Below are 20,098 nucleotides of genomic sequence, written 5' to 3'. Positions count from 1 at the left end.
ACCCCATGGCCCCCAAAGACCCCACCAGCCGGCTGAATCCCCGCGTCATCGGCATCTGCATCGCCGCCGCGCTGGGCGGCTTCCTGTTCGGCTTCGACACCTCGGTCATCAACGGGGCCGTGAACGCCTTGGCCGAACAGTTCACCCTGGGAGCCGGGCTGACCGGCTTCGCCGTGTCCTCAGCACTCATCGGCTGTGCCCTGGGGGCGTGGTTCGCCGGCCCGGTGGCCAATCGCCTGGGCCGCGTCCCGGTGATGCTGATCGCGGCGGTGCTCTTCCTCGTCTCCGCGATCGGTTCGGGACTGGCCTTCGGGGTCTGGGACCTGATCGCCTGGCGGGTGATCGGCGGTCTCGGCGTCGGGGCCGCCTCGGTGATCGCCCCGGCCTACATCGCAGAGGTCAGCCCGGCCGGTATCCGCGGTCGCCTCGGCTCGCTGCAGCAGCTGGCCATCGTCACGGGCATCTTCGTGGCCCTGCTCTCCGACGCCCTGTTCGCCAACCTGGCCGGCAGCGCCTCCGAACCGTTCTGGTGGGGGCTGGAGGCCTGGCGCTGGATGTTCCTGGCCGAGGCGGTCCCCGCCCTGGCCTATGGTCTCTTCGCCTTCCGCCTTCCCGAGTCCCCGCGGTTCCTGGTGGCCCGCGGGGACCTTGACCGGGCCGCGCAGGTGCTCTTCGACTTCACCGGAGTGGACCAGGTCAACCTGAAGATCCAGGAGATCCGGGACACCCTGGATTCGGAGCAGCGCGAGTCGCTGCGGGACCTGAAGGGGACCCTGATGGGGCTGAAGCCGATCGTGTGGATCGGCATCGCCCTCTCGGTGTTCCAGCAGTTCGTGGGCATCAACGTGATCTTCTACTACTCCACCACGCTCTGGCGCTCCGTCGGCTTCGGTGAATCGGATGCGCTGACCATCACGGTGATCACCTCGGTCACGAACATCGTGGTGACGATCATCGCGATCCTGCTGGTGGACAAGGTCGGCCGGCGTCCCATGCTCCTGGTGGGTTCCCTGGGCATGGCCGTCTCCCTGGCCCTCATGGCCGTGGCCTTCTCCTTCGCCACCCTGACCACCGCGGCGGACGGCACCACCAGCGCCGAGCTGGGCGGGGCCTGGGCCACGGTGGCCCTCGTGGCGGCCAACGCCTTCGTGGTGTTCTTCGGTGCCACCTGGGGACCGCTCGTCTGGGTCCTGTTGGGGGAGATGTTCCCCAACAGGATCCGCGCCGGGGCCCTCGCGGTGGCCGCCGCAGCCCAGTGGGCGGCGAACTTCGCGGTGTCCACGACGTTCCCCGTGCTGGCGGACGTCGGCCTGACCCTCGCCTACGGCTTGTACGCGGTGATGGCCGGGCTGTCCTTCGTGTTCGTGTGGCGGTTCGTGCCGGAGACGAAGGGCCGTGAACTGGAGGACATGACGGACTCCGTCACCGCACGGAGATCCCCGAGCCGGCCACCGTCTCGCCGATGACGGGATAGCCCGGGACCTCGCCGACCACCAACAGCCCGCCGGAGGTCTGCGCGTCGGCCAACAGCAACAGGTCCTCCTCGGTGATCCCGCGTCCGGGCGCGATGTGGGGACGGACCCAGTCCAGGTTGCGGCGGGTCCCACCGGAGACATAGCCATCCCGCAGTGCCTCGGCGGCTCCCTCGATCAGGGGAACGGCCGCGCGGTCTATCACGGCGCCGACTCCGGAGGCCCGGGCCATCTTGTGCAGGTGCCCCAGCAGTCCGAATCCGGTGACGTCCGTGGCGGCGGTGACCCCGGCGGCCAGGGCGGCGGCCGCGGCGTCCCTGTTCAGGGCGGTCATCGAGTCCACAGCGGCCTGGGACGCCTCGCCGGTCTGCTTGTGGCGGTTGTTCAGTAGCCCCACCCCGATGGGCTTGGTCAGCGTCAGGGGCAGGCCGGCCTCCGCGGTGTCATTGCGCAGGAGCCTCTCGGGATGGGCGGTGCCTGTGACGGCCATGCCGTAGGTCGGCTCAGGGTTGTCGATCGTGTGTCCGCCGATCACGGGGGTCCCCGCCAGTTGCGCCACGTCGAGACCGCCGCGGAGCACCTCGGTCAAGAGCTCCATGGGGAGCACGCCGCGTGGCCAGCCGACGAGGTTGATGGCGAGGACGGGGGTCCCGCCCATCGCGTAGATGTCCGAGAGTGCGTTCGCGGCGGCGATGCGGCCCCAGTCGTAGGCGTCGTCCACCATGGGGGTGAAGAAGTCGGCGGTGGACAACACCGCGAGCCCGTCTCGGATCAGCACCGCCGCGGCGTCGTCGCCGTCGTCCAGGCCCACGATCACCTCGGGGTTCGTCTGGCCGCCCAGACCGCGGACCGCTTCCTCCAGTTCGCCCGGCGGGATCTTGCAGGCGCAGCCGCCGCCGTGGGCGTAGCCGGTCAGCTTGATCTGGGAAAGGTCCTGGCGCAGGTCAGTGGTGGATGCAGTGGTGGACGTTGGGGTGGATGCGGTGGTGGGCTCCATGCCGCCACCCTAGTCCGCGGCTCCTGCCACCACCTCGCATTTCGGTGTCCTGGGCCTCGGCCGACTGGTAGTTTCGTGCACGGAGGCGTCTGGGTCCTGGTGGGCCCCCCGGTCTTCAAAACCGGTGAGGCCGAGTATCTCGGCCTGGCGGGTTCGATTCCCGTCCGCCTCCGCCACGTACCCGGGGAGGACACGTATCCGAGGAGGAACCGTGAGCAGTGCGCAATCGGGGGCGGCGGATGACCCTCGGCGCCGGATTCCCCGGACGGATGACCTGCTGGCGCTGCCAGAGCTCGTGGAGGCGCGCGGCCGGTTGAGCGGGGCGCTCCTGCGCGGTCTCGTCTCCGAGGTCCAGGACCGGGCTCGCCGGGGAGAGTTGCCTCCCGAAGGCGTCCAGGCCGAGCTGCTCGGCGCTGTGGCCTCCCGATCGGCCACGAGCCTGCGCCCGGTACTCAATGCCACCGGAGTGGTGGTCCACACCAACCTGGGCCGGGCGCCACTCTCCGCGGCGGCCGTCGAGGCCCTCATCGCCTCCAGCGGCTATGTGGACGTGGAGATGGACCTGGTCACCGGGCAGCGCTCGAAGCGCGGCACCGGTGCCCGCGAGGCCCTGCTGGCCGCCTGCCCGGCCGAGGTTCCGGGTGGGCTGGACGCACTGGTGGTCAACAACGGGGCCGCCGCCCTCGTCCTGGCCACCACAGCGCTTGCCGGGGCCGGCGAGCTCATCGTCAGCCGTGGCGAACTCGTGGAGATCGGCGCGGGATTCCGCCTGCCGGACCTGATCGCCTCCACGGGCGCCCGGCTGTGCGAGGTGGGCACCACCAACCGCACCCATCGGGCGGACTACGCCGGCGCCATCGGCCTCGAGACTGCCGGGCTGCTGAAGGTCCACCCCAGCAACTTCCGGGTGGACGGCTTCACCTCGGCCGTGCCGATCACAGACCTGCGTGCCCTTGCGGACGCGTATGAGCAGGAGCACGGACGCGGGCTGCCGCTGATCGTGGACGTCGGCAGTGGACTGTTCACGGCGGACCCCGCCCTGCCGGACGAGCCGGACCTGACGAGCGCGCTCGAGGCGGGCGCCGACGTCGTGATGGCCAGCGGGGACAAGCTGCTTGGCGGGCCGCAGGCGGGAATCCTGCTGGGCCGGGCCGAGACCATCCAGCGTCTTGCGCGGCACCCGCTGGCCCGGGCGCTGCGTGCTGACAAGCTCACTCTGGCCGCCCTCGAGGCCACCCTGGCCGGCGGCCCCACCCCGGTGTCCCAGGCCCTGCATGCCGATCCGCGACGCCTCCGCCAGCGCGCCGAGCGGCTCGGGGCCGCGGCGGGCGCGCCCGTGGTGGCCCACGAGGGCCGAGTGGGCGGCGGGGGAGCGCCCGGGGTGCCCCTGGCCGGATGGGCCGTCCGACTGCCGGAGGGGCTGTCCCCGCTGTTGCGCGTGGGACACCCGGCCGTACTGCCCCGCGTGCATGACGGTGCCTGCCTCGTGGACCTCCGGTGCGTCCCCGAGTCCGACGACGGCCGGCTGGCCGAGGCAGTCCGCGCGGCCCTGGAGCGGCTCGGCTCTGCTGACCAGGGCACTGGCGGCTGAGGTGTACGTCATCGCCACCGCCGGCCACGTGGACCACGGCAAGTCCACCCTGGTCCGTGCTCTCACCGGAATGGAGCCGGACCGATGGGCTGAGGAGAAGCGCCGGGGTCTGACCATTGATCTCGGCTTCGCCTGGACGGTACTGCCCTCTGGCCGGGACGTGGCGTTCGTGGACGTGCCCGGGCACGAGCGGTTCCTGGGCAACATGCTCGCCGGACTCGGACCCGCGCCCGCCGTGTGCTTCGTGGTGGCGGCCGATGAGGGGTGGCAGGCCCAGTCCGGCGATCACCGCGATGCCCTGGCCGCCCTCGGCCTTGAGCACGGGGTCATCGTGGTGACCAAGGCGGACCGGGCCCCGGACCGTGTGGACGCGGTGCTCGCCCAGACCCGTGCCGAGCTGGCCGGTACCGGCCTGGCCCAGGCCCCAGCCGTCACAGTCTCCGCCATGACGGGCGAGGGGCTGGACGGGTTGCGCGCCGAGCTGGACCGCGTCCTGACCGGCCTGCCCGGGCCGGACGCGGCTGGGCGGGTCCGGTTCTGGGTGGACCGGTCGTTCACAGTCAAGGGGGCCGGGGCCGTGGCCACCGGGACCCTGACCGCGGGCGCCCTGACGGAGGGCGATCGTCTGGAGGTGCTCGGTGAGGGGGTGCGCCGCTCCGTCACGGTGCGAGCCCTGCACAGCCGCAATGAGTCACACCAGTCCATCGGCCCCACCCGCCGCGTGGCCGTCAACCTGCGCGGGACCTCCTCGGAGTCGGTCCACCGGGGGGACACCCTGGTGACGCCCGGAGCATGGCCGCTGGCGGAGATGGTGGACATCCGCCGCACCACCGGGGCCGAGCTGACCGAGGCGCCCGCACAACTGCTCGTGCACGTGGGCACGGCCACGGTTCCCGCCCACGTCCGTCCCTTCTCGGAGCGCCACGCGCGGCTCACCCTGGGCCGGCCCCTCCCGCTCGTCCCAGGGGACCGGCTCGTGCTGCGGGACCCGGGCAGTCACTCGGTGTTCGGCGGAGCCCACGTGCTGGACGTGGACCCCCCTGCGCTGAACCGCCGCGGGGACGGCACCCGGCATGCGGCCTACCTGGAGACCGTGCCGAGCGGTGGCAGCCCCCTCCTGGAGGTCCGTCGCCGCGGCGCGGTGCGGGAGGCGTTCCTGAGGACGCTGGGCCTGCTGCCCTGGGACAACGGGGCGGCCACCGGCGCGGACGAGGTGCGTGTCCTGGCCGGCTGGTGGGTCCATGCGCCCGTGCTGGCACGGTGGGCCGCTGACCTGCGGGCTGCCGTGGCGGCATGGGGCGATCGGGATCCTCTGGCCGCGGGCCTGAGCCGCGGAGCCGCTGCCGAGTCCATTGGTGCGGATCCCGAGTTGCTGGATGCCGTCATCGCCGAGGCGGGTCTCGTCCAGGACGGCGGCTTCGTGGCCCTGCCGGGCGAGGGTCGCGGGCTCGGTCCGGCGGAACCTGCGGTCGCGGCGGTGGAGGCGAGGTTGGCGGCGAACGCCTTGGATGCTCCGGAGAGGGACGAGCTCACCGCATTGGGCCTGGGCCCCAAGGCATTGGCCGCTGCCGAGCGCAAGGGCCGGATCCTGCGGCTGGACGGGGACGTGGTCCTGTTGCCCACGGCCCCGGCCCGGGCCATGCGGGAGCTGGCCCGGCTCGGGCAGCCCTTCACCGTCAGCCAGGCCCGCCAGGCGTGGGGTACCACGCGCCGCGTGGCCGTACCGCTGCTCGAACACCTCGACGCCCGCGGCTGGACGCGCCGGTTGGACGGGGCCCTCCGCGAGGTCGCCCGGTAGTCTCAGAGTCTCCAGGGCTGTTCCTCGCGGGGCTCTTCATCCCACTGCCGGTACCGCCATTCGTGCTCTTCTGTGTCCCTTCGAGGCGGTGGCTCAGTCTGGAGGACGTCAGTCAAGGACCCCTCCAGCCGATCCCGGGTGTGCTCGATCAGCCGGTGCTGCAGGCCCCGTTCGGTGAGCTCCTGCGCGAGGATCTGTTTCAGGTCCAGGGGTACCTTCTCCCGGGTCTCCACGAGGGCGGCCGCCACGGTGATGAGGTGGTCGTCGGGCAGGGCCCCGACGCCGATGACCCGGGCGTTCTCCAGCATTCTCGACCGGGAGTGCTGCTCGGCCTCAAGTCTGAGTTCCCAGTCTGACTTCGGTTGTTCAGCCATCGCGGCCAGCCAGTCGTAGTCGCCGTCCCGATTCAACCGCCGAATGCGCAGGAGCACCACGTCCGCCGCGAGGTGGCGCTCCTCGGCCGGCAACATGCGGCGCAGCTGAATCCGCAGGCCGCTGGCGCTGCGGCCGATCCGCTCGGCGATCTGATCCAGGGAGGCCCCGTCGCGGATGGCCTCCATCACGTCGGCGAAGTCCTGTTCAGTCCAGGGCTGTCCGTGTCGGAGGGGTGAGATTCTTCTGTCGTCCACGTCAGTCATGGCACCACTGTGGCGCGAATCCCTCACCGCCGCGGCCGGCAGCCGGCCCACTGTGGAGCCACGGGCCCCATCTGAACCCTGTGGAGTGACGGAAGGGGCATGGGCACTGAAGGCTAGACTCTTCGGGGCGCGCAGGCGGTCTGGGCGCCGTCACAACCCCACTTCATCCCACCGAGGTCATCATCTCCGCGCTCCTGAATCCCGTCGTCGTCTCCGTGGTGGTGCTTGCCGCCCTCAGCCTGGCGAGGGTCAACGTCATCGTGGCCCTGCTCATCGCCGCCCTCGTCGCCGGGTTGATGTCCGGACTGAGCATCGAGGACACCATGTCCACGCTCGTCGGCGGGCTGGGAGGTCAGGGGGAGACCGCCCTGAGCTACATCCTGCTCGGCATCCTCTCGGTCATGGTGGCCCGCTCCGGCATCACGGAGAAGCTCATCCGCTGGATCCTGCCGCGGATCCAGGGCAAAAGGGCCATGACGCTGTTCGGCATCGCCGGGCTGGCCTGTTTCTCCCAGAATCTGGTCCCGGTCCACATCGCCTTCATCCCGATCCTCATCCCACCGCTGCTGACGGTGTTCAATCGCATGGGGATCGATCGCAGGTCGGTGGCCACCGCCCTGACCTTCGGCCTCAAGGCCCCCTACATGCTCATCCCGCTCGGGTTCGGCCTGATCTTCCAGAACATCATCGTGGGGGAGATGGACGCCCACGGCATGGAGATCGAGCTCGCCCAGGTCCCCCTGGCCATGGCCATCCCCGTGGCCACCATGGTGGTCGGACTCGTCATCTCGATCCTGCTGACCTACCGCCGTCCGCGGGAGTACCGGGACACGGCGCCGGGTCTCGGACTGGCAACCGCCGGAGCGGCCGACGCGCAGGGCACCTCCGGTACGGACACCGGATGGACGCGTCAGCACATCGTCGTGCTGATCGCGCTCGCGGTCACCCTGGTGCTCCAGCTGGTGTTCGGCTCCCTCGTCATCGCCGCACTGGGCGGGGTATTGATCATCTTCCTCTTCCGCGGGGAGCGGTGGCGGGCCTCGGATGAGCTCGCCCACGGCGGCGTGACCATGATGGGCACCATCGCCTTCATCATGCTGGTTGCCTCCGGCTACGCCTCCGTGCTCACGGAGACCGGGGCCGTTGATTCCCTCGTGTCCTCAGCGGCCGGGTGGATCGGAGACAGCCGGCTGCTGGCGGCCGTCGTGATGATGATGGTCGGCATGCTGGTGACGCTGGGCATCGGTTCATCCTTCGGCACCATTCCGATCCTGGCCGCGATCTTCGTGCCGCTGTGCGCCGCCGTCGGCTTCACCCCGCTGGCCACCGCGGCCCTGGTGGGCGCTGCCGGGGCCATCGGCGACGCCGGCTCGCCCGCCTCGGACTCGACGCTCGGCCCCACCTCGGGGCTGAACGTGGACGGCCAGCACCACCACATCTGGGACACCTGCGTGCCCACCTTCGTGCACTTCAACATCCCGCTGTTCTTCGGTGGGATCATCGCGGCCATGGTGCTCTGAGGACGGTCCGGCGGTCCGGCAGTCCGGCGCGCTCAGCCCAGCTCGCGGCGCATGACCAGCCGCGGGAGCCGACTGGCCTTCGCGTCGGTGGTGCCCATGACCCGGAATCCGGCGTTCTCGAACATCATCCTGGTCCCCACGAACGCCATGGTCAGGTCCATCCGTCCCTCAGGGTCCACGGGGTGGGCCTCCACGGCCGGGGCGCCCCGGGACGCGGCATAGGCCACGGCGCCCTCGAGCATCCGCGCGGTGACGCCCTGACGGCGGTGGCCGGGCCGGACTACCACGCAGATGATGCTCCACACGGGGACCTCGTCGACCGGGCGCATGAGCTTCGAATCGGCCAGCAGGGGGATCTCGGCGCGGGGCCCGATGCTGCACCAGCCCACCGGGACCCCGTCCCGATAGGTGATGACCCCGGGCGGGTTCTCCCGGTCGGTGAGCCGGCGCATGGCCTCCTGGCGGTCCCCTCCGCCGAGTTCCTCGATCTCCGGGGCCCGCAGCCGGTGGGACAGGCACCAGCAGTGCTTGTCCCGGCGGTTGGCGTTGATGACGTCGGCGAAGTCCTCGAAGCGGGCCGGCGTGACCGGGTGGGACTCCCAGACGGACTCCGTGCTGACGTCCGGTGCGGTGGCTGTGGACATGGTGAGGCCCTCTCGTCTATCCCTTCAGACTGTGACGGAAGGGTCCCCCTGTCCAGAGCTGACCCGGGGGCGGGTCTCCTGGCTGAGTGTCCGGGCTCGGTGGCGCACATGGTGTCGCTGCGAATGGCTCGGTGTCATAGTGGGCTCATGGACATCCGCCTCCCCGCAGACTGTGGCAACGCCCCGCGCATCGGCATCGTCAACGACGTCCTGGTGGCGTGGGCCAGCGGGGATCGGGAGGCCGTCTCCGCGTGGCTGGCCGAGGACGTCGAGTGGACCGTGGTGGGCGGTGCCACCTATCGGGGACGCCCGGCGGTGTTGCAGACTCTGCCTGAGACACGACCGGAGACGCTCACCATCCACACCACCATCTCCCACGGCCGCTTCGCCGCCTGTGATGCCACCCTCACCTTCTCCGGCCAGGGGGCGGGTGCCCATGCCGGTTCATATGAGGCCGGCTCCACCAGCCTGTCCCTGATGGTCCGGTTCACCTCGGCTGCCGCGAAGTCCGGCAGGATCGCCGCGGTGCGCGCCTATGTGGTGAAGGGCACGCCGTAGCCCCCCGATGACCAGGAGCGCGCCGCGCCTGGAGCACGGCGTGGAGGATCCGTTCAGGAACCCCTGTCATCGTGACTCGAATGAGTCTTGTCCGCAGAGCGACGTCCACCACGGCCGGTAAGATCCTCGCCTTCTTCGGGGTCAGTGCCCTGGCGGGCCTGCTGGTGGCGGGGCTGTTCCTGCCCCTGGCCGTCACAGGCGGTGCCACGGCGGCGACGGGTCAGAAGATGATCGAGGAGTTCCCCGCGGAGTTGCGCGAGGAACCCGTGAGCGTGCCCTCCCGCATCCTGGCCGAGGACGGCACCGAGCTGGCCACGTTCTATGCGGAGAACCGCAAGCCCGTGGAGTTGGGCCGGATCAGTCAGGAGATGCAGGACGCGATCGTCGCGATCGAGGACGAGCGCTTCTACGAACACGGTGGCGTGGATCCCCAGGGCGTCGGCCGAGCGCTGGTCACCAACGCCTCGTCAGGCACCCAGCAGGGCGCTTCCACCATCACTCAGCAGTACGTCAACAACATGCTCATCAACGCGGGCATACTGCGCGGGGAAGAGCGGCTGACCATCTCCGGTACCAAGACCTATGCGGACAAGCTCAAGGAGATGAAGCTCGCCGTCTCCGTGGAGCAGGACATGTCCAAGGAGGACATCCTCGAGGGCTACCTGAACCTCGTCCTGTTCGGGGGCCGCAACTATGGCGTGGAGGCCGCCGCCCAGTACTACTGGGGTGTGCCGGCCGCAGAGCTGGACGCGGCGCAGGCCGCCACCCTGGCCGGGATCGTGAAGTCACCCACCGGCTACAACCCGGAGACCAATCCCGAGGCCTCCGTGGAACGGCGCAACATCGTGCTGAACTCCATGCTGGAGCAGGGAAAGCTCACGGAGCAGGAGCACGAGGAGGCCACCAACGCCGAACTGGACCTGGACGTCCACCGGGAGTCCACCGGCTGCATCTCCGCGTCCCAGGCGCCGTACTTCTGTGACTACGTCACTCACGAGGTCCTCTCGAACGAGGCCTTCGGTCCGGATGCGGAGTCCCGCGAGCAGTTGTTGAACCGCGGCGGGTTGGAGATCACCACCAGCCTGGACACGGGGCTGCAGGAGCGCGCCCAGGAGTCCGTGGAGAAGACCGTGCCCACGGGCGATGACTCCGGGGCCGGGGCCTCCCTGGTCACCGTTGAGCCCGGAACGGGGTACATCAAGGCGATGGCGCAGAACACCACGTACGACCCCGCGGAGGACACGGACGCCGGGAACACCGTGCTGAACCTCAACGTGGACGCGGCCCAGGGCGGCGGCAACGGCTTCCAGGGCGGTTCCTCGCTCAAGCCCTACGTGGCGGCCGCCTGGCTGGAGAGCGGACGGTCCATGTATGACATGGTGGATGCCTCCCAGGACCACTGGCCGGCCGGCTCCACGTTCAAGGCCTCCTGCCTGGAGGGCGGGTCCACGGCCATTTCCGAGGAGTGGAAGGTCAACAACGTCATCGACAACATGAAGCGGGAGATGACCGCGGACTTCGGCCTGTACTGGTCCATCAACACCGTCATGGTCAACATGGCCGAGGAGTTGGACCTGTGTGACATCACGGACGTGTCCACCCGGCTCGGTGTTCACCGCGCGGACGACGGGGAGCCCCTGAACCCGGCCAACCCATCCTTCATCCTCGGTTCCGAGGAGTTCGCCCCCATGACCCAGGCGGCGGCCTACGCCGCCTTCGCGAATGACGGCGAGTACTGCGCCCCGCGGTCCCTCGTCTCGGTCAAGGACACCAACGGCAAGGAGTACGACGTCGGCGCTCCGGCCTGCGAGCAGGCGCTGGACCCTGAGGTGGTCGCTCAGCTAAACGAGTCGCTGACGAACATCGCCCAACGCAATGCCGAGGAGACCGATCAGCCGGATTCGGTCCAGGAGATGCCGATGGGCGGCAAGACCGGTACCAACAACTCCCAGTCCTCCACCTGGTACATCGGCTACACGTCAGGCCTGTCCACCGCGAGCTGGGTGGGCAACTACACCGGCCTGAGGACGCTGGCGGATGTACCCATCAACGGCACGGCGCACGAGGACTTCTGGGGAAGCACCCTGGCCGGGCCGCAGTGGTTCGACTACATGGGGGAGACCGCCGAGGACCACCCCGCCGAGGAGTTCCGGACGCCGCGGGACTCGCCGTTCGAGGATCCAGGCTCTCGGGACCGCTACGCCACGGGCGGCGACGGCACGGAACCCGGCAATGAGCCGGAGCGCCCCGGCGATGCCGCCGAGTCCTCCCCGGACAATCCGGAGGCGGACAGCCCCTCGGACTCCGGGCCGTCGACGGCTCCCTGACGGGAGATCAGCCCGTCCTGCAGAGGTCCGGACGGGTGACGCGTGACAGGTCAGGAGGCAGCGAGGCGTCCGGTGGTGGGGAACCGCTCCCAGACCCGGTGGCCGGGCATCAACGTGAGTAGGTTCCGCCCGGCCTCCTGCCCGGAGCTGCCGGTCACGACGCCGGTCCCGTCCAGGTATCCGCCGGCCCGCAGCACCTCCTCGCCGGCGCCGAAGGCCGCGATCGCCTTGGAGTGGCGCCACACCTCCCCGAGGAGCTTGGTGACGCGGGGATCCACGGTCTCCGGCCCCGGCGCGCCGGCCTTGGCATCCAGTCCCGGGGCGGCGTCGGGCGCCGGTGGGACCGCTGAGGCGACCAGGATGGCATCGAGATCGATGGACGCCGCGGTCAGATAGGTGCGTTGCGACTGCTGACCGGCCACCGGTCCGCCGGAGGGGGCGATGACCAGGGGGACCAGGCCTGCGCCCGCGATCTCTGCGATGGCCGCCGCCAACTGCTCGCCGTCCACGTCCGGCCCCACCACGAGGCCCACCAGCCGGCCGTCGAGCGGCCAGGTCCGGCCCAACTGGGACAGCGCCGGGGACGGCTCCACGTCCGCCGGGGCCTCGGCCGGCTCCGGGACCGGTAGGCCCAGGCCGTCGGCGACCGCCTGGGCCAACGCCGGATCGATCGCCCCGAGGTTGCGCAGCTGGCGCTCGCGGATGTTCTGCTCGAAGCACTTGCCGAGCTCGAAGGTGTAGGCCTGCGCGGTGTGCTCCCGTTCCACCTCGGTCAGGGACCGGTAGAACAGCCGGGCCTGGCTGAAGTGGTCGTCGAAGGTGGCGGCCAGCGCACGCTCCTTGACCGAGGCCGGCACCGGGGCGGGGTGGTCGATGAACGGCCGGCTCCCATCAGGGGTCTCGAAGGGGTTGCCGCCGTCCAGCGAGTTGGGCCGGTACGGAGCCACCCCCGAGTGGACCGCCGTCTGGTGCATGCCGTCCCGGAGCATGTCATTCACCTCTGCGTGGGGACGGTTGATGGGCAGCTGGTTCCAGTTCGGGCCGCCCAGGCGCGTGATCTGGGTGTCCAGGTAGGAGAACAGCCGGCCCTGGAGCAGGGGGTCGTTGGTGACGTCGATTCCGGGTATGAGGTTGTTCGGGTTGAAGGCGACCTGCTCGGTCTCGGCGAAGAAGTTGGAGGGATTGCGGTTCAGGGTCATCCGGCCGATCGGCTCCACGGGGACGAGCTCCTCGGGCACGATCTTGGTGGGGTCCAGCAGGTCGATGCCGGCGAACATCTGGTCCTCGGTGTCCTCGAAGACCTGCACGCCGAGCTCCCACTCCGGGTGGGCGCCGGCCTCGATGGCATCGGCCAGGTCCCGGCGGTGGAAGTCCGGGTCCGCACCGTTGGTGGCCAGGGCCTCCTCCCAGATCACGGAGTGCACGCCGAGGCGAGGTTTCCAGTGGAACTTCACCAGCACGGTGGATCCGTCCGCGGCGATCAGCCGGAAGGTGTGGATGCCGAAGCCCTCCATCATCCGGAAGGATCGGGGGATGCCCCGGTCCGACATGTTCCAGATGGTGTGGTGCTGGGCTTCGGTGTGCAGGGACACGAAGTCCCAGAAGGTGTCATGCGCGGACTGGGCCTGGGGGATCTCCCGGTCCGGGTGCGGCTTGCCGGCGTGGATGATGTCGGGGAACTTGATCGCGTCCTGGATGAAGAACACGGGCATGTTGTTGCCGACCAGGTCCCAGGTGCCCTCGTCCGTGTAGAACTTGGTGGCGAAGCCGCGGGTGTCCCGGGCCAGGTCGGCGGAGCCGCGCGAACCCAGCACGGTGGAGAAGCGGACGAAGACCTCCGTCTCCTGGTCCTTGGCGAACAACCCGGCTTGGCTGATCCGGGCAGCGGTGCCGTAGCCGCGGAAGACGCCGTGGGCTCCGGCACCCCGGGCATGGACCACCCGCTCGGGGATCCGCTCGTGGTCGAAGTGACTGATCTTCTCGCGGAAGTGATGGTCCTGCAGCAGGGTCGGTCCCCGCTCGCCGGCCCGGAGCGAATGGTCTGAGTCCTTCAGCCGAGCCCCGTGTGCGGTTGTCAGGAATGAGCCTGCCTGAGCCATCTTCTCCTGCGGTGTGCCCGTGGCCTGCCCTGTGGGGGACACGGTGGCCGGGCCGGACTGGTCGGCGGGCGGAGGCAGCGGGCCGGTGGGGGCCGTCGGTTCCTCGACCGGGGGAGTCGCGGAGCCGGGGGAGCCGGGAGTCTGGGGCCTCGTGGAGTCTTCGGTCATCTTGTCACCTCGCAGGGGGGGAGGGCCATGAGGAGATCCCCGGCTACAGTGTGGGCCGTGACACCGAAGGTGGTCGGTCAGCCAGGTCATCGCCCCATCGCCATGCTGATGGGTCCTCGCTCACCGTAGGCACCGCCACCCTGCCGCTGGCTAGCCTCTACGGCCCACGAGATTCCTCAGCCGGGCCCAGGGCTCGGCCTGTCGCACGCGGGGATGCGGTCAGGCCGCCCGCCACCAGATCGACATTCCCTGCCTCCAAGGCCTTCATCAGTGGTTCCTCGCCCCGGAGACCGTCCACTCGACCTCGGCGTTGATCAGTTCGGCGAAGCCCGGGATGAGGTCCACCTCGATGCCGGCCGCTTCGGCACCGGACTGGGCCCTGAACTGTCAGAGCCGCCTGCGGACCTCAGCCCTCGCAGTCGGTGCAGTACTGCAGTCCGTCCTTGATCCGGGCCACCTGGGAGCGGTGCCGGACCAGGAAACAGGAGGCGCAGGTGAACTCGTCCTGCTGGGCAGGCACCACCTTCACGGTCAGTTCCTCGCCGGACAGGTCCGCACCGGGCAGTTCGAACCCCTCCGCCGCCGCGGTCTCATCCTCGTCCACCACGGGGGACTGGGTCTCGGTGCGGCGGTTCTTGAGTTCCTCGATCGAACCGTCCGTGGACTCTTCCGCTTCCTGGCGCGGGGTGTCGAAATCAGTGGCCATGGCTTGCACGCTCCAATACTTGATTCGTGCGGGGGATCGCCCCGCAGCAGGGGTCGTGAGTCGTCCGCGGACCCTCGGGGTCGCCAGAGATCCGAGTTTCCTCCCGGGCCGCTGACAACGCGGGGACTGCGCGCTCTATTCCCGCGCGACCCCGCGAGATTCCGCAAGCAGCTCTGTGCGCCCCCGGGGCATGACATCAGGCCCCGCAGGAGAAGTGGTCAGCGCGGCACTCGTCCTACCATCGGAGACGTGAGCACCATGGCGACGGCACCTCCCCAGCGGCGGTTGACCCCTGAGCACCTGTCCCCGGGCTACTTCGCCTTCGTGATGGGCACGGGCATCCTGTCCATCGGCGCGTCCCAGCGAGGCTGGGCCCTGCTCTCGACCGTGTTCCTGGCGGTGGCCGTCGTCGGGCTGGCGGTGCTGGTGGGGCTGAACGTCTGGCGGTTCCTGGCCTTCCGGGAGGCGCTGGGCCGGGATCTGCGCGATCCTGCCCAGGCCTTCCTCTCCTTCACTTTCGTGGCGGCGGTCAATGTGGTGGCCTCGGCGTTGGCAGGGTTCGGGGCCTTCGGAGCATCGTCGGCCCTGCTGGTGGTCGGGTCCGTGAGCTGGCTGGTGCTCGGCTACGCGATTCCCTGGGCGGCCGTGTTGGGACGGGTGGAGCGGCCAGTGACGTCGGCCGCCAACGGGACCTGGTTCATCTGTGTGGTGGCCAGCCAGTCAGTGGCGTTGGTGTCCGCGACGCTCGAGCCCCAGTTGCCGGAGGCCCGCGAGGTGCTGGCCGTGCTGGCGGTCTTCGCCTGGTCCGTGGGCCTGGCGTTGTACGTGGCTGTGGCGATCCTCGTGGCCTACCGGATGTTGGCGTTCGCGCTGGAGCCGGAGGACCTCACGCCGGCCTACTGGGTCTCCATGGGAGCCCTGGCCATCACCATCGTGGCCGGTTCGCGCATCGTGGAGATGCACAGCACCCCCATGGTGGACGCGGTCCGCGGACTGGTGGCGGGTGTGGCCGTGGTGCTGTGGTGCTTCGCCACGTGGCTGATCCCCGCGCTGGCGGCCGGCGGCATCTGGCGGCACGTGGTGAAGAGGGTGCCGCTGGCCTACGACTCCACGTGGTGGAGCATCGTGTTCCCGCTGGGAATGTACGCCGTGGCCGGGATGTATCTGGGCCGGGCGGACCGGCTGCCGATCGTCGCGTGGATCGGGGAGCAGTGGATCTGGATCGGAATGGCCTCCTGGGCCGTGGCGTGCGGGGCCATGGGTTGGTCCTGGGTGGCCGGTCGGCGCCGCAGGCCGAGTCTCGCAGCTTAAGCTACTCGCGAGTAGTATGGTCGGACTCACGCCCAGATCGCCGTCCCGGAAGGACCACAACAGTGCGCCGCCGCATCTTTGAGACCGAACATGAAGACTTCCGCGATGCCGTGGCGGAATTCGTCACCCGCCAGGTCACCCCGAACCTCGAGGCCTGGGCCGAGGCCAAGGCGCTGCCGCGCGAGTTCTGGCTGCAGGCCGGAGAGCAGGGCCTGCTGGGGCTCGAGGTCCCAGAGGAGTTCGGCGGCGGCTACCCGCAGGACTACCGCTTCAACGCGGTGGTGTTCGAGGAACTGGCCCGGGCCAGCTTCGCCATCTCCTCCTGCGTGGGTATCGATGCGGACATCGTGCCGCCCTACATCGTGGACCTGGGCACGCCCGAGCAGCATGCCCGCTGGCTCCCCGGGGTGGCGGACGGCTCCACCGTCACGGCCATCGCCATGACGGAGCCTTCCGGCGGATCTGACCTGGCGAATCTCAAGACGACCGCGGTGCGGGACGGGGACGAGTGGGTCATCAACGGTTCCAAGACCTTCATCACCAACGGCTACTCCGCTGACCTCGTGGTGGTTGCGGCTCGCACCAGCCCGGAGAAGAAGGCCAAGGGCATCACCCTGTTCGGCGTGGAGGCCGGCATGGAGGGCTTCGAGCGGGGTCGGAAGCTGGACAAGGTCGGCCAGCCCGAATCGGACACCGCCGAACTGTTCTTCCGGGACGTGCGGGTGCCCACTGAGAACATCATCGGTCAGGTGGACACCGGATTCATCCAGATGATGCAGAACCTGCCGCAAGAGCGTCTGGGCGCAGCCGTCTACGGGTTGGCCCACGCCCGGCAGATCCTGGACGAGACCCTGCAGTACACCAAGGAACGCAAGGCCTTCGGTCAGTCCATCGGCGCCTTCCAGCACAACAAGTTCCTGCTGGCCGAGCTCGTCACCAAGGTGGAGGTCACCCAGGCCTTCCTCGATGACGCCATCATGGCCCACACCGCCGGGGAACTCTCCGCCGTGGACGCCGCCAAGGCCAAGTACTGGGCCTCTGACGTGCAGAACGAGGTCCTGGACCACTGCGTCCAACTGCACGGCGGCTACGGCTACATGAACGAGTACCGGGTGGCCCGCGCTTGGAAGGACGCCCGCGTCAACAAGATCTGGGCCGGCTCCAACGAGATCATGAAGGAGCTGATCGGCCGCGATCTGGGGCTCTGAGGGGCGGGCCCGTTCTGCGGGTCCGTTCTGTGGCCGGATCAGCGGGCTCGGCTCATGGAGCCCGGATCAGTGTGCCCGAGCGTAGGACTCGACGGCGGCCACGGAGAGTGGGAACTCCACCGGCGCCGCTCCGAACAGCATCCGGCCGGCGGCCTGCGCCGCCTCGGTGACGATCCGCCGGACGGCCTCGGCCTCCTCGGCCGGGCCGTGCAGCACCACCTCGTCGTGGACGAAGAACACCAGCCGGGTCCGCAGGGGTTGGTGTGATGCGCTGTCCGAGGTGGCGTTCGTGACGCTGCCTGAGCCGCCATCCGAGCCGCCATTCGACCCGTCCTGACGAAGGCGGCGGCGGATCTCACCCATCCAGCACAGGGCCCACTCGGCCGCGGTGCCCTGGATGACGAAGTTGCGGGTGAACCGCCCGGCGGATCGCCGCGTGGTGCGGGAGCGGGACTCCGCCTCGGCCGTGGACACGTCGCCCGTGGCGGCCAGCCACTGCTGATCCGGGGCCGGGGACGTCCGGCCCAGCCAGGTGGAGACCTGCACGCCCGCCTCGCCGCGCTGGGCCGCCTGCTCGAGGAGGCCCATGGCCTGGGGGTACAACCGGCGCAGGTGCGGGATCAGCGCGGCCGAGTCGCCCGTCGTCGCTCCGTACATGGCACCCAGGAGCGCGACCTTCGCCCGGGAGCGCTCGGCCAGCTCCGAGCCGGCGCGCCGGCCCTGTTCGGCCACAGCGAGGTACAGGTCGGATCCGGAGCCGGCCTCGGCCAGTGCGCGGTCTCCGGACATCGCGGCGAGGATGCGCGGCTCCACCTGGGAGGCATCGGCCACGGTCAGCAGGTGACCTGGATCGGCACGGACGGCGTCCCGGACGGCCGCAGGGACCTGCATGGCGCCACCCCCGTGGGCGGCCCACCGCCCGGTCACCACGCCGCCCACGGAGTAGGCCGGGTGGAATCGGCCGTCCTGCACCCACTCGTCCAGCCAGTGCCACCCGTTGGCCGTCCAGAGGCGGTAGAGGTGTTTGTACTCGAGCACGCCGGAGATCAGGGCGGTCCGCCGCGGTGCATCGGGACCACCCTCGGCCGCCCAGTTCTTGAGTTCCCAGGCGCGGGTCGAGCTCACACGGATGCCGGCGAGGTTCAGTCCGCGCAACAGCTCCTGGGGGGAGTCCGGGTTGAGTCCTGGCACCCCGAGCGCGCCGGCGATCCGCTCGGCCAACTCCTGGAGCAGAACGGGCCGCTGGCCCTCGGCGGGGCGGGGACCGAGGTGCTCCGCGAGCATGGACTCGTGCAGGTCCCGGCGCCACGGCAGGCCCTCGTGGAGGATCTCCGCGGCGATCAGGGCGCCCTGGGACTCGGCGGCGAGCAGCAGTCTCAGCCGGTGCGGGGCACTGGAACGGTCAACCGCCTGCAGCTGGGTGACCAGCTCGCGTGCCAGGTCCTCGGCCGGAGGGGCCTGCCGGGGACCGTGGCCGGCGGCGGGCAGGTCGAAGAAGGTCCCCTGGTCCGTGCGCTCCGGTGGCTGCCGGCGCAACCACGGTTCAGGCTCCAGCACGGGCACATCCACGGCGGGGGAGTAGGAGGAACCGGCGCCCGTGGACAGGATGCGCTGGCACAGGCCCAGGTCCCAGCATCGGTTGATCCGGATCCCGGCCTCGAGCAGGGGGCGGTACCCGGAGGACACCGAGGCGAAGACCCAGCGCACCTGGTCGGGCTCCCTCCCGAGCTGCCGGGGCAGATCTCGGACCAGGCCGGGAAGTGCCGCGGCGGGAACCGGTGGGAGCGGTTCTGTCCTGTCCTCGCGAACCACCACGGGCAACCATGGCTCTGAAGCAGCGGCGCCGGGCGCCGGACCGAGGACGATGTGCATCCTCCCATTCAACCCGACCTGATCAGAACTGGCCGTCAGGGCCGGAGTCCGCCCCGGGCAGATCACCCTGCTCGAGTGCGGGAGCATCGAGGCGCTCGGCCAACTGGCGAAGGCCGTGCTCCTTGAGGGGAGTTTCCCGTGACCCCACGGACATGCGCTTCCCCTGGCCTCTTGTCTGATGGAGGGCCAGGGGAAGCGACGTCAAACGGGGCGGTCAGGGCCTGATCAGAGCTTGATCTCCACCTCTGCGCCCTCGCGCAGCTCCGCGATGCGCTTCGTCAGAGCCTCGTTCTCCTTCTGAGAGGTCACCTGCTGCTCGAGCTGGGGCTTGAGCTCCTCGAAGGACGGAGTCTCGGGTTCGGCGCTCTCACCCTCGGCGCCTTCCTCTGCGGGGGCACCGCCCTGAGCCTCGGACTGGGCTGCGACTGAGGAGTCATAGAGCTCCTTGAGCTCCTCGTCCGAAGGCTTCGGGATGTCCAGCTGCTCGATGGACTGGTCCAGCATCACCTGCTTCTCGGCGTCGGAGCGGATCTGCTCCTCACTGAAGCCCTGCTCTTCGAAGGTGGCCAGCAACTCGTCCACGGAGGCCACTCCGCTGGACTCCGCGGTCTGCTCCAGGAAGGCGTTGATGTCCTCCTCGGAGGCCTCATGGCCCTGTTCCTTGGCATCCTGCACCAACAGTTCCGTGCCCACCATGGACTCGGCCAACTGCTTCTTCATCTCGTCCTGGTTCATCTCCTGGCCGGACATCTGGGACTGCATGGCCATCTGCTGGAACTGGCCCTCATAGGCCGTGGTGAACTCCTCGCCGGAGATCTCCTCGCCGTTGACCGTGGCCACGACTTCGGGGACGTTCTCCACGTCCGGTTCGGGCATGGAGGGCTGCCCGTCCTCAGGGGCGGCCTGGGCCCCCTCGGAGGAACCCCCGGACGCGGGCTGGGAGGCGGCCGCGCTGCTGCTCCCGCCGCCTTCGGCGCCGCCCTCACCGTCCCCGCCGCCACACGCGGCGAGGCCGAACAGGGAGCCGACGAGCGCGACGCTCGTCAGGAGTTTCTTGGGCGTGGTGGATCGCGGGGTTGAACGCACTGCGATGACCGTCCTTTCGATGATGGCTTCGGGCAACGTACCAACCGAGTCTGGGCACCGCGGTCAGGCTGCTGCCAGCCGGTGTTCAGGTCTAGGGGGTCGG

General features: G+C 69.8%; 16 protein-coding genes and 1 tRNA gene. 9 read left to right on the top strand and 8 right to left on the bottom strand.

From position 1 onward, the window contains the following. Positions 1–5 precede the first annotated feature (5 nt). Complete coding sequence (locus IMT31_RS03815; protein ID WP_345355216.1) at positions 6–1,466, top strand: sugar porter family MFS transporter; 1,461 nt, start codon at positions 6–8, stop codon at positions 1,464–1,466. Here the strand turns inward: IMT31_RS03815 and selD are convergent. Further along, complete coding sequence (gene selD / locus IMT31_RS03810) at positions 1,423–2,469, bottom strand: selenide, water dikinase SelD (RefSeq protein WP_413543807.1); 1,047 nt, start codon at positions 2,467–2,469, stop codon at positions 1,423–1,425. The genes IMT31_RS03815 and selD overlap by 44 nt on opposite strands. An 81-nt stretch (positions 2,470–2,550) precedes the next feature. Between selD and IMT31_RS03805 the strand changes: the two genes are divergently transcribed. The 3 genes from IMT31_RS03805 (at position 2,551) to selB (ending at position 5,858) form a co-directional block, all read left to right on the top strand. After that, positions 2,551–2,645, top strand: a tRNA-Sec gene (locus tag IMT31_RS03805). Between the two features lie 35 nt (positions 2,646–2,680). Further along, positions 2,681–4,060 carry an L-seryl-tRNA(Sec) selenium transferase gene (gene selA, locus IMT31_RS03800; protein WP_413543806.1) on the top strand — a complete coding sequence of 460 codons (1,380 nt, stop codon included), beginning with the start codon at positions 2,681–2,683 and terminating at the stop codon, positions 4,058–4,060. A gap of 1 nt (position 4,061) precedes the next feature. Then, on the top strand, positions 4,062–5,858 hold the full coding sequence (gene selB, locus IMT31_RS03795; protein WP_345355225.1) for a selenocysteine-specific translation elongation factor: 1,797 nt from the start codon (positions 4,062–4,064) through the stop codon (positions 5,856–5,858). A 2-nt stretch (positions 5,859–5,860) separates the two neighbouring features. On the opposite strand, the gene IMT31_RS03790 is transcribed toward selB, so the two are convergent. Next, the gene (locus IMT31_RS03790) at positions 5,861–6,496 is read right to left on the bottom strand and encodes a hypothetical protein (RefSeq protein ID WP_413543805.1); all 636 of its coding nucleotides are present in this window, start codon (positions 6,494–6,496) and stop codon (positions 5,861–5,863) included. Positions 6,497–6,636: 140 nt separating this feature from the next. Between IMT31_RS03790 and IMT31_RS03785 the strand changes: the two genes are divergently transcribed. Beyond that, on the top strand, positions 6,637–8,016 hold the full coding sequence (locus tag IMT31_RS03785; RefSeq protein ID WP_413544364.1) for a Na+/H+ antiporter family protein: 1,380 nt from the start codon (positions 6,637–6,639) through the stop codon (positions 8,014–8,016). A gap of 32 nt (positions 8,017–8,048) precedes the next feature. On the opposite strand, the gene IMT31_RS03780 is transcribed toward IMT31_RS03785, so the two are convergent. Further along, on the bottom strand, positions 8,049–8,660 hold the full coding sequence (locus IMT31_RS03780) for a GNAT family N-acetyltransferase (protein WP_413543804.1): 612 nt from the start codon (positions 8,658–8,660) through the stop codon (positions 8,049–8,051). Positions 8,661–8,807: 147 nt separating this feature from the next. Between IMT31_RS03780 and IMT31_RS03775 the strand changes: the two genes are divergently transcribed. Next, a complete protein-coding gene (locus IMT31_RS03775) occupies positions 8,808–9,218 on the top strand; it encodes a nuclear transport factor 2 family protein (protein WP_345355233.1) in 411 nt (136 codons plus the stop codon). Between the two features lie 80 nt (positions 9,219–9,298). After that, on the top strand, positions 9,299–11,545 hold the full coding sequence (locus IMT31_RS03770; protein WP_413543803.1) for a transglycosylase domain-containing protein: 2,247 nt from the start codon (positions 9,299–9,301) through the stop codon (positions 11,543–11,545). A gap of 50 nt (positions 11,546–11,595) precedes the next feature. On the opposite strand, the gene IMT31_RS03765 is transcribed toward IMT31_RS03770, so the two are convergent. Both IMT31_RS03765 and IMT31_RS03760 read right to left on the bottom strand, forming a co-directional pair. Beyond that, positions 11,596–13,812 (bottom strand): catalase, encoded by a 2,217-nt coding sequence (locus tag IMT31_RS03765; RefSeq protein WP_413543802.1) that lies wholly within the window; start codon positions 13,810–13,812, stop codon positions 11,596–11,598. Between the two features lie 406 nt (positions 13,813–14,218). Next, the gene (locus IMT31_RS03760) at positions 14,219–14,518 is read right to left on the bottom strand and encodes a DUF4193 domain-containing protein (protein ID WP_345355242.1); all 300 of its coding nucleotides are present in this window, start codon (positions 14,516–14,518) and stop codon (positions 14,219–14,221) included. Between the two features lie 258 nt (positions 14,519–14,776). On the opposite strand from IMT31_RS03760, the gene IMT31_RS03755 reads away from it, so the two are divergent. Both IMT31_RS03755 and IMT31_RS03750 read left to right on the top strand, forming a co-directional pair. Further along, entirely contained in the window at positions 14,777–15,829 is a 1,053-nt protein-coding gene (locus tag IMT31_RS03755; RefSeq protein ID WP_413544363.1) for a tellurite resistance/C4-dicarboxylate transporter family protein, read from the top strand. Between the two features lie 62 nt (positions 15,830–15,891). Continuing rightward, on the top strand, positions 15,892–17,037 hold the full coding sequence (locus IMT31_RS03750) for an acyl-CoA dehydrogenase family protein (RefSeq protein WP_345355245.1): 1,146 nt from the start codon (positions 15,892–15,894) through the stop codon (positions 17,035–17,037). 66 nt (positions 17,038–17,103) lie between these two features. Here IMT31_RS03750 and IMT31_RS03745 read toward each other — a convergent pair whose 3' ends face one another. The 3 genes from IMT31_RS03745 to IMT31_RS03735 form a co-directional block, all read right to left on the bottom strand. Then, complete coding sequence (locus IMT31_RS03745) at positions 17,104–18,909, bottom strand: bifunctional 3'-5' exonuclease/DNA polymerase (RefSeq protein WP_413543801.1); 1,806 nt, start codon at positions 18,907–18,909, stop codon at positions 17,104–17,106. Between the two features lie 22 nt (positions 18,910–18,931). Continuing rightward, positions 18,932–19,063, bottom strand: a complete 132-nt coding sequence (locus IMT31_RS03740; RefSeq protein WP_345355251.1) for a hypothetical protein — start codon at positions 19,061–19,063, stop codon at positions 18,932–18,934. A gap of 71 nt (positions 19,064–19,134) precedes the next feature. Then, positions 19,135–19,995 (bottom strand): SurA N-terminal domain-containing protein, encoded by an 861-nt coding sequence (locus IMT31_RS03735; RefSeq protein ID WP_345355254.1) that lies wholly within the window; start codon positions 19,993–19,995, stop codon positions 19,135–19,137. Between the last annotated feature and the right edge of the window lie 103 nt (positions 19,996–20,098).

It is taken from the genome of Citricoccus nitrophenolicus, assembly GCF_047305825.1.
Lineage (GTDB): Bacteria > Actinomycetota > Actinomycetes > Actinomycetales > Micrococcaceae > Citricoccus > Citricoccus nitrophenolicus.
Note: the sequence above shows the minus strand (reverse complement) of the source record. Positions and strands in the feature narration are given on the sequence as shown.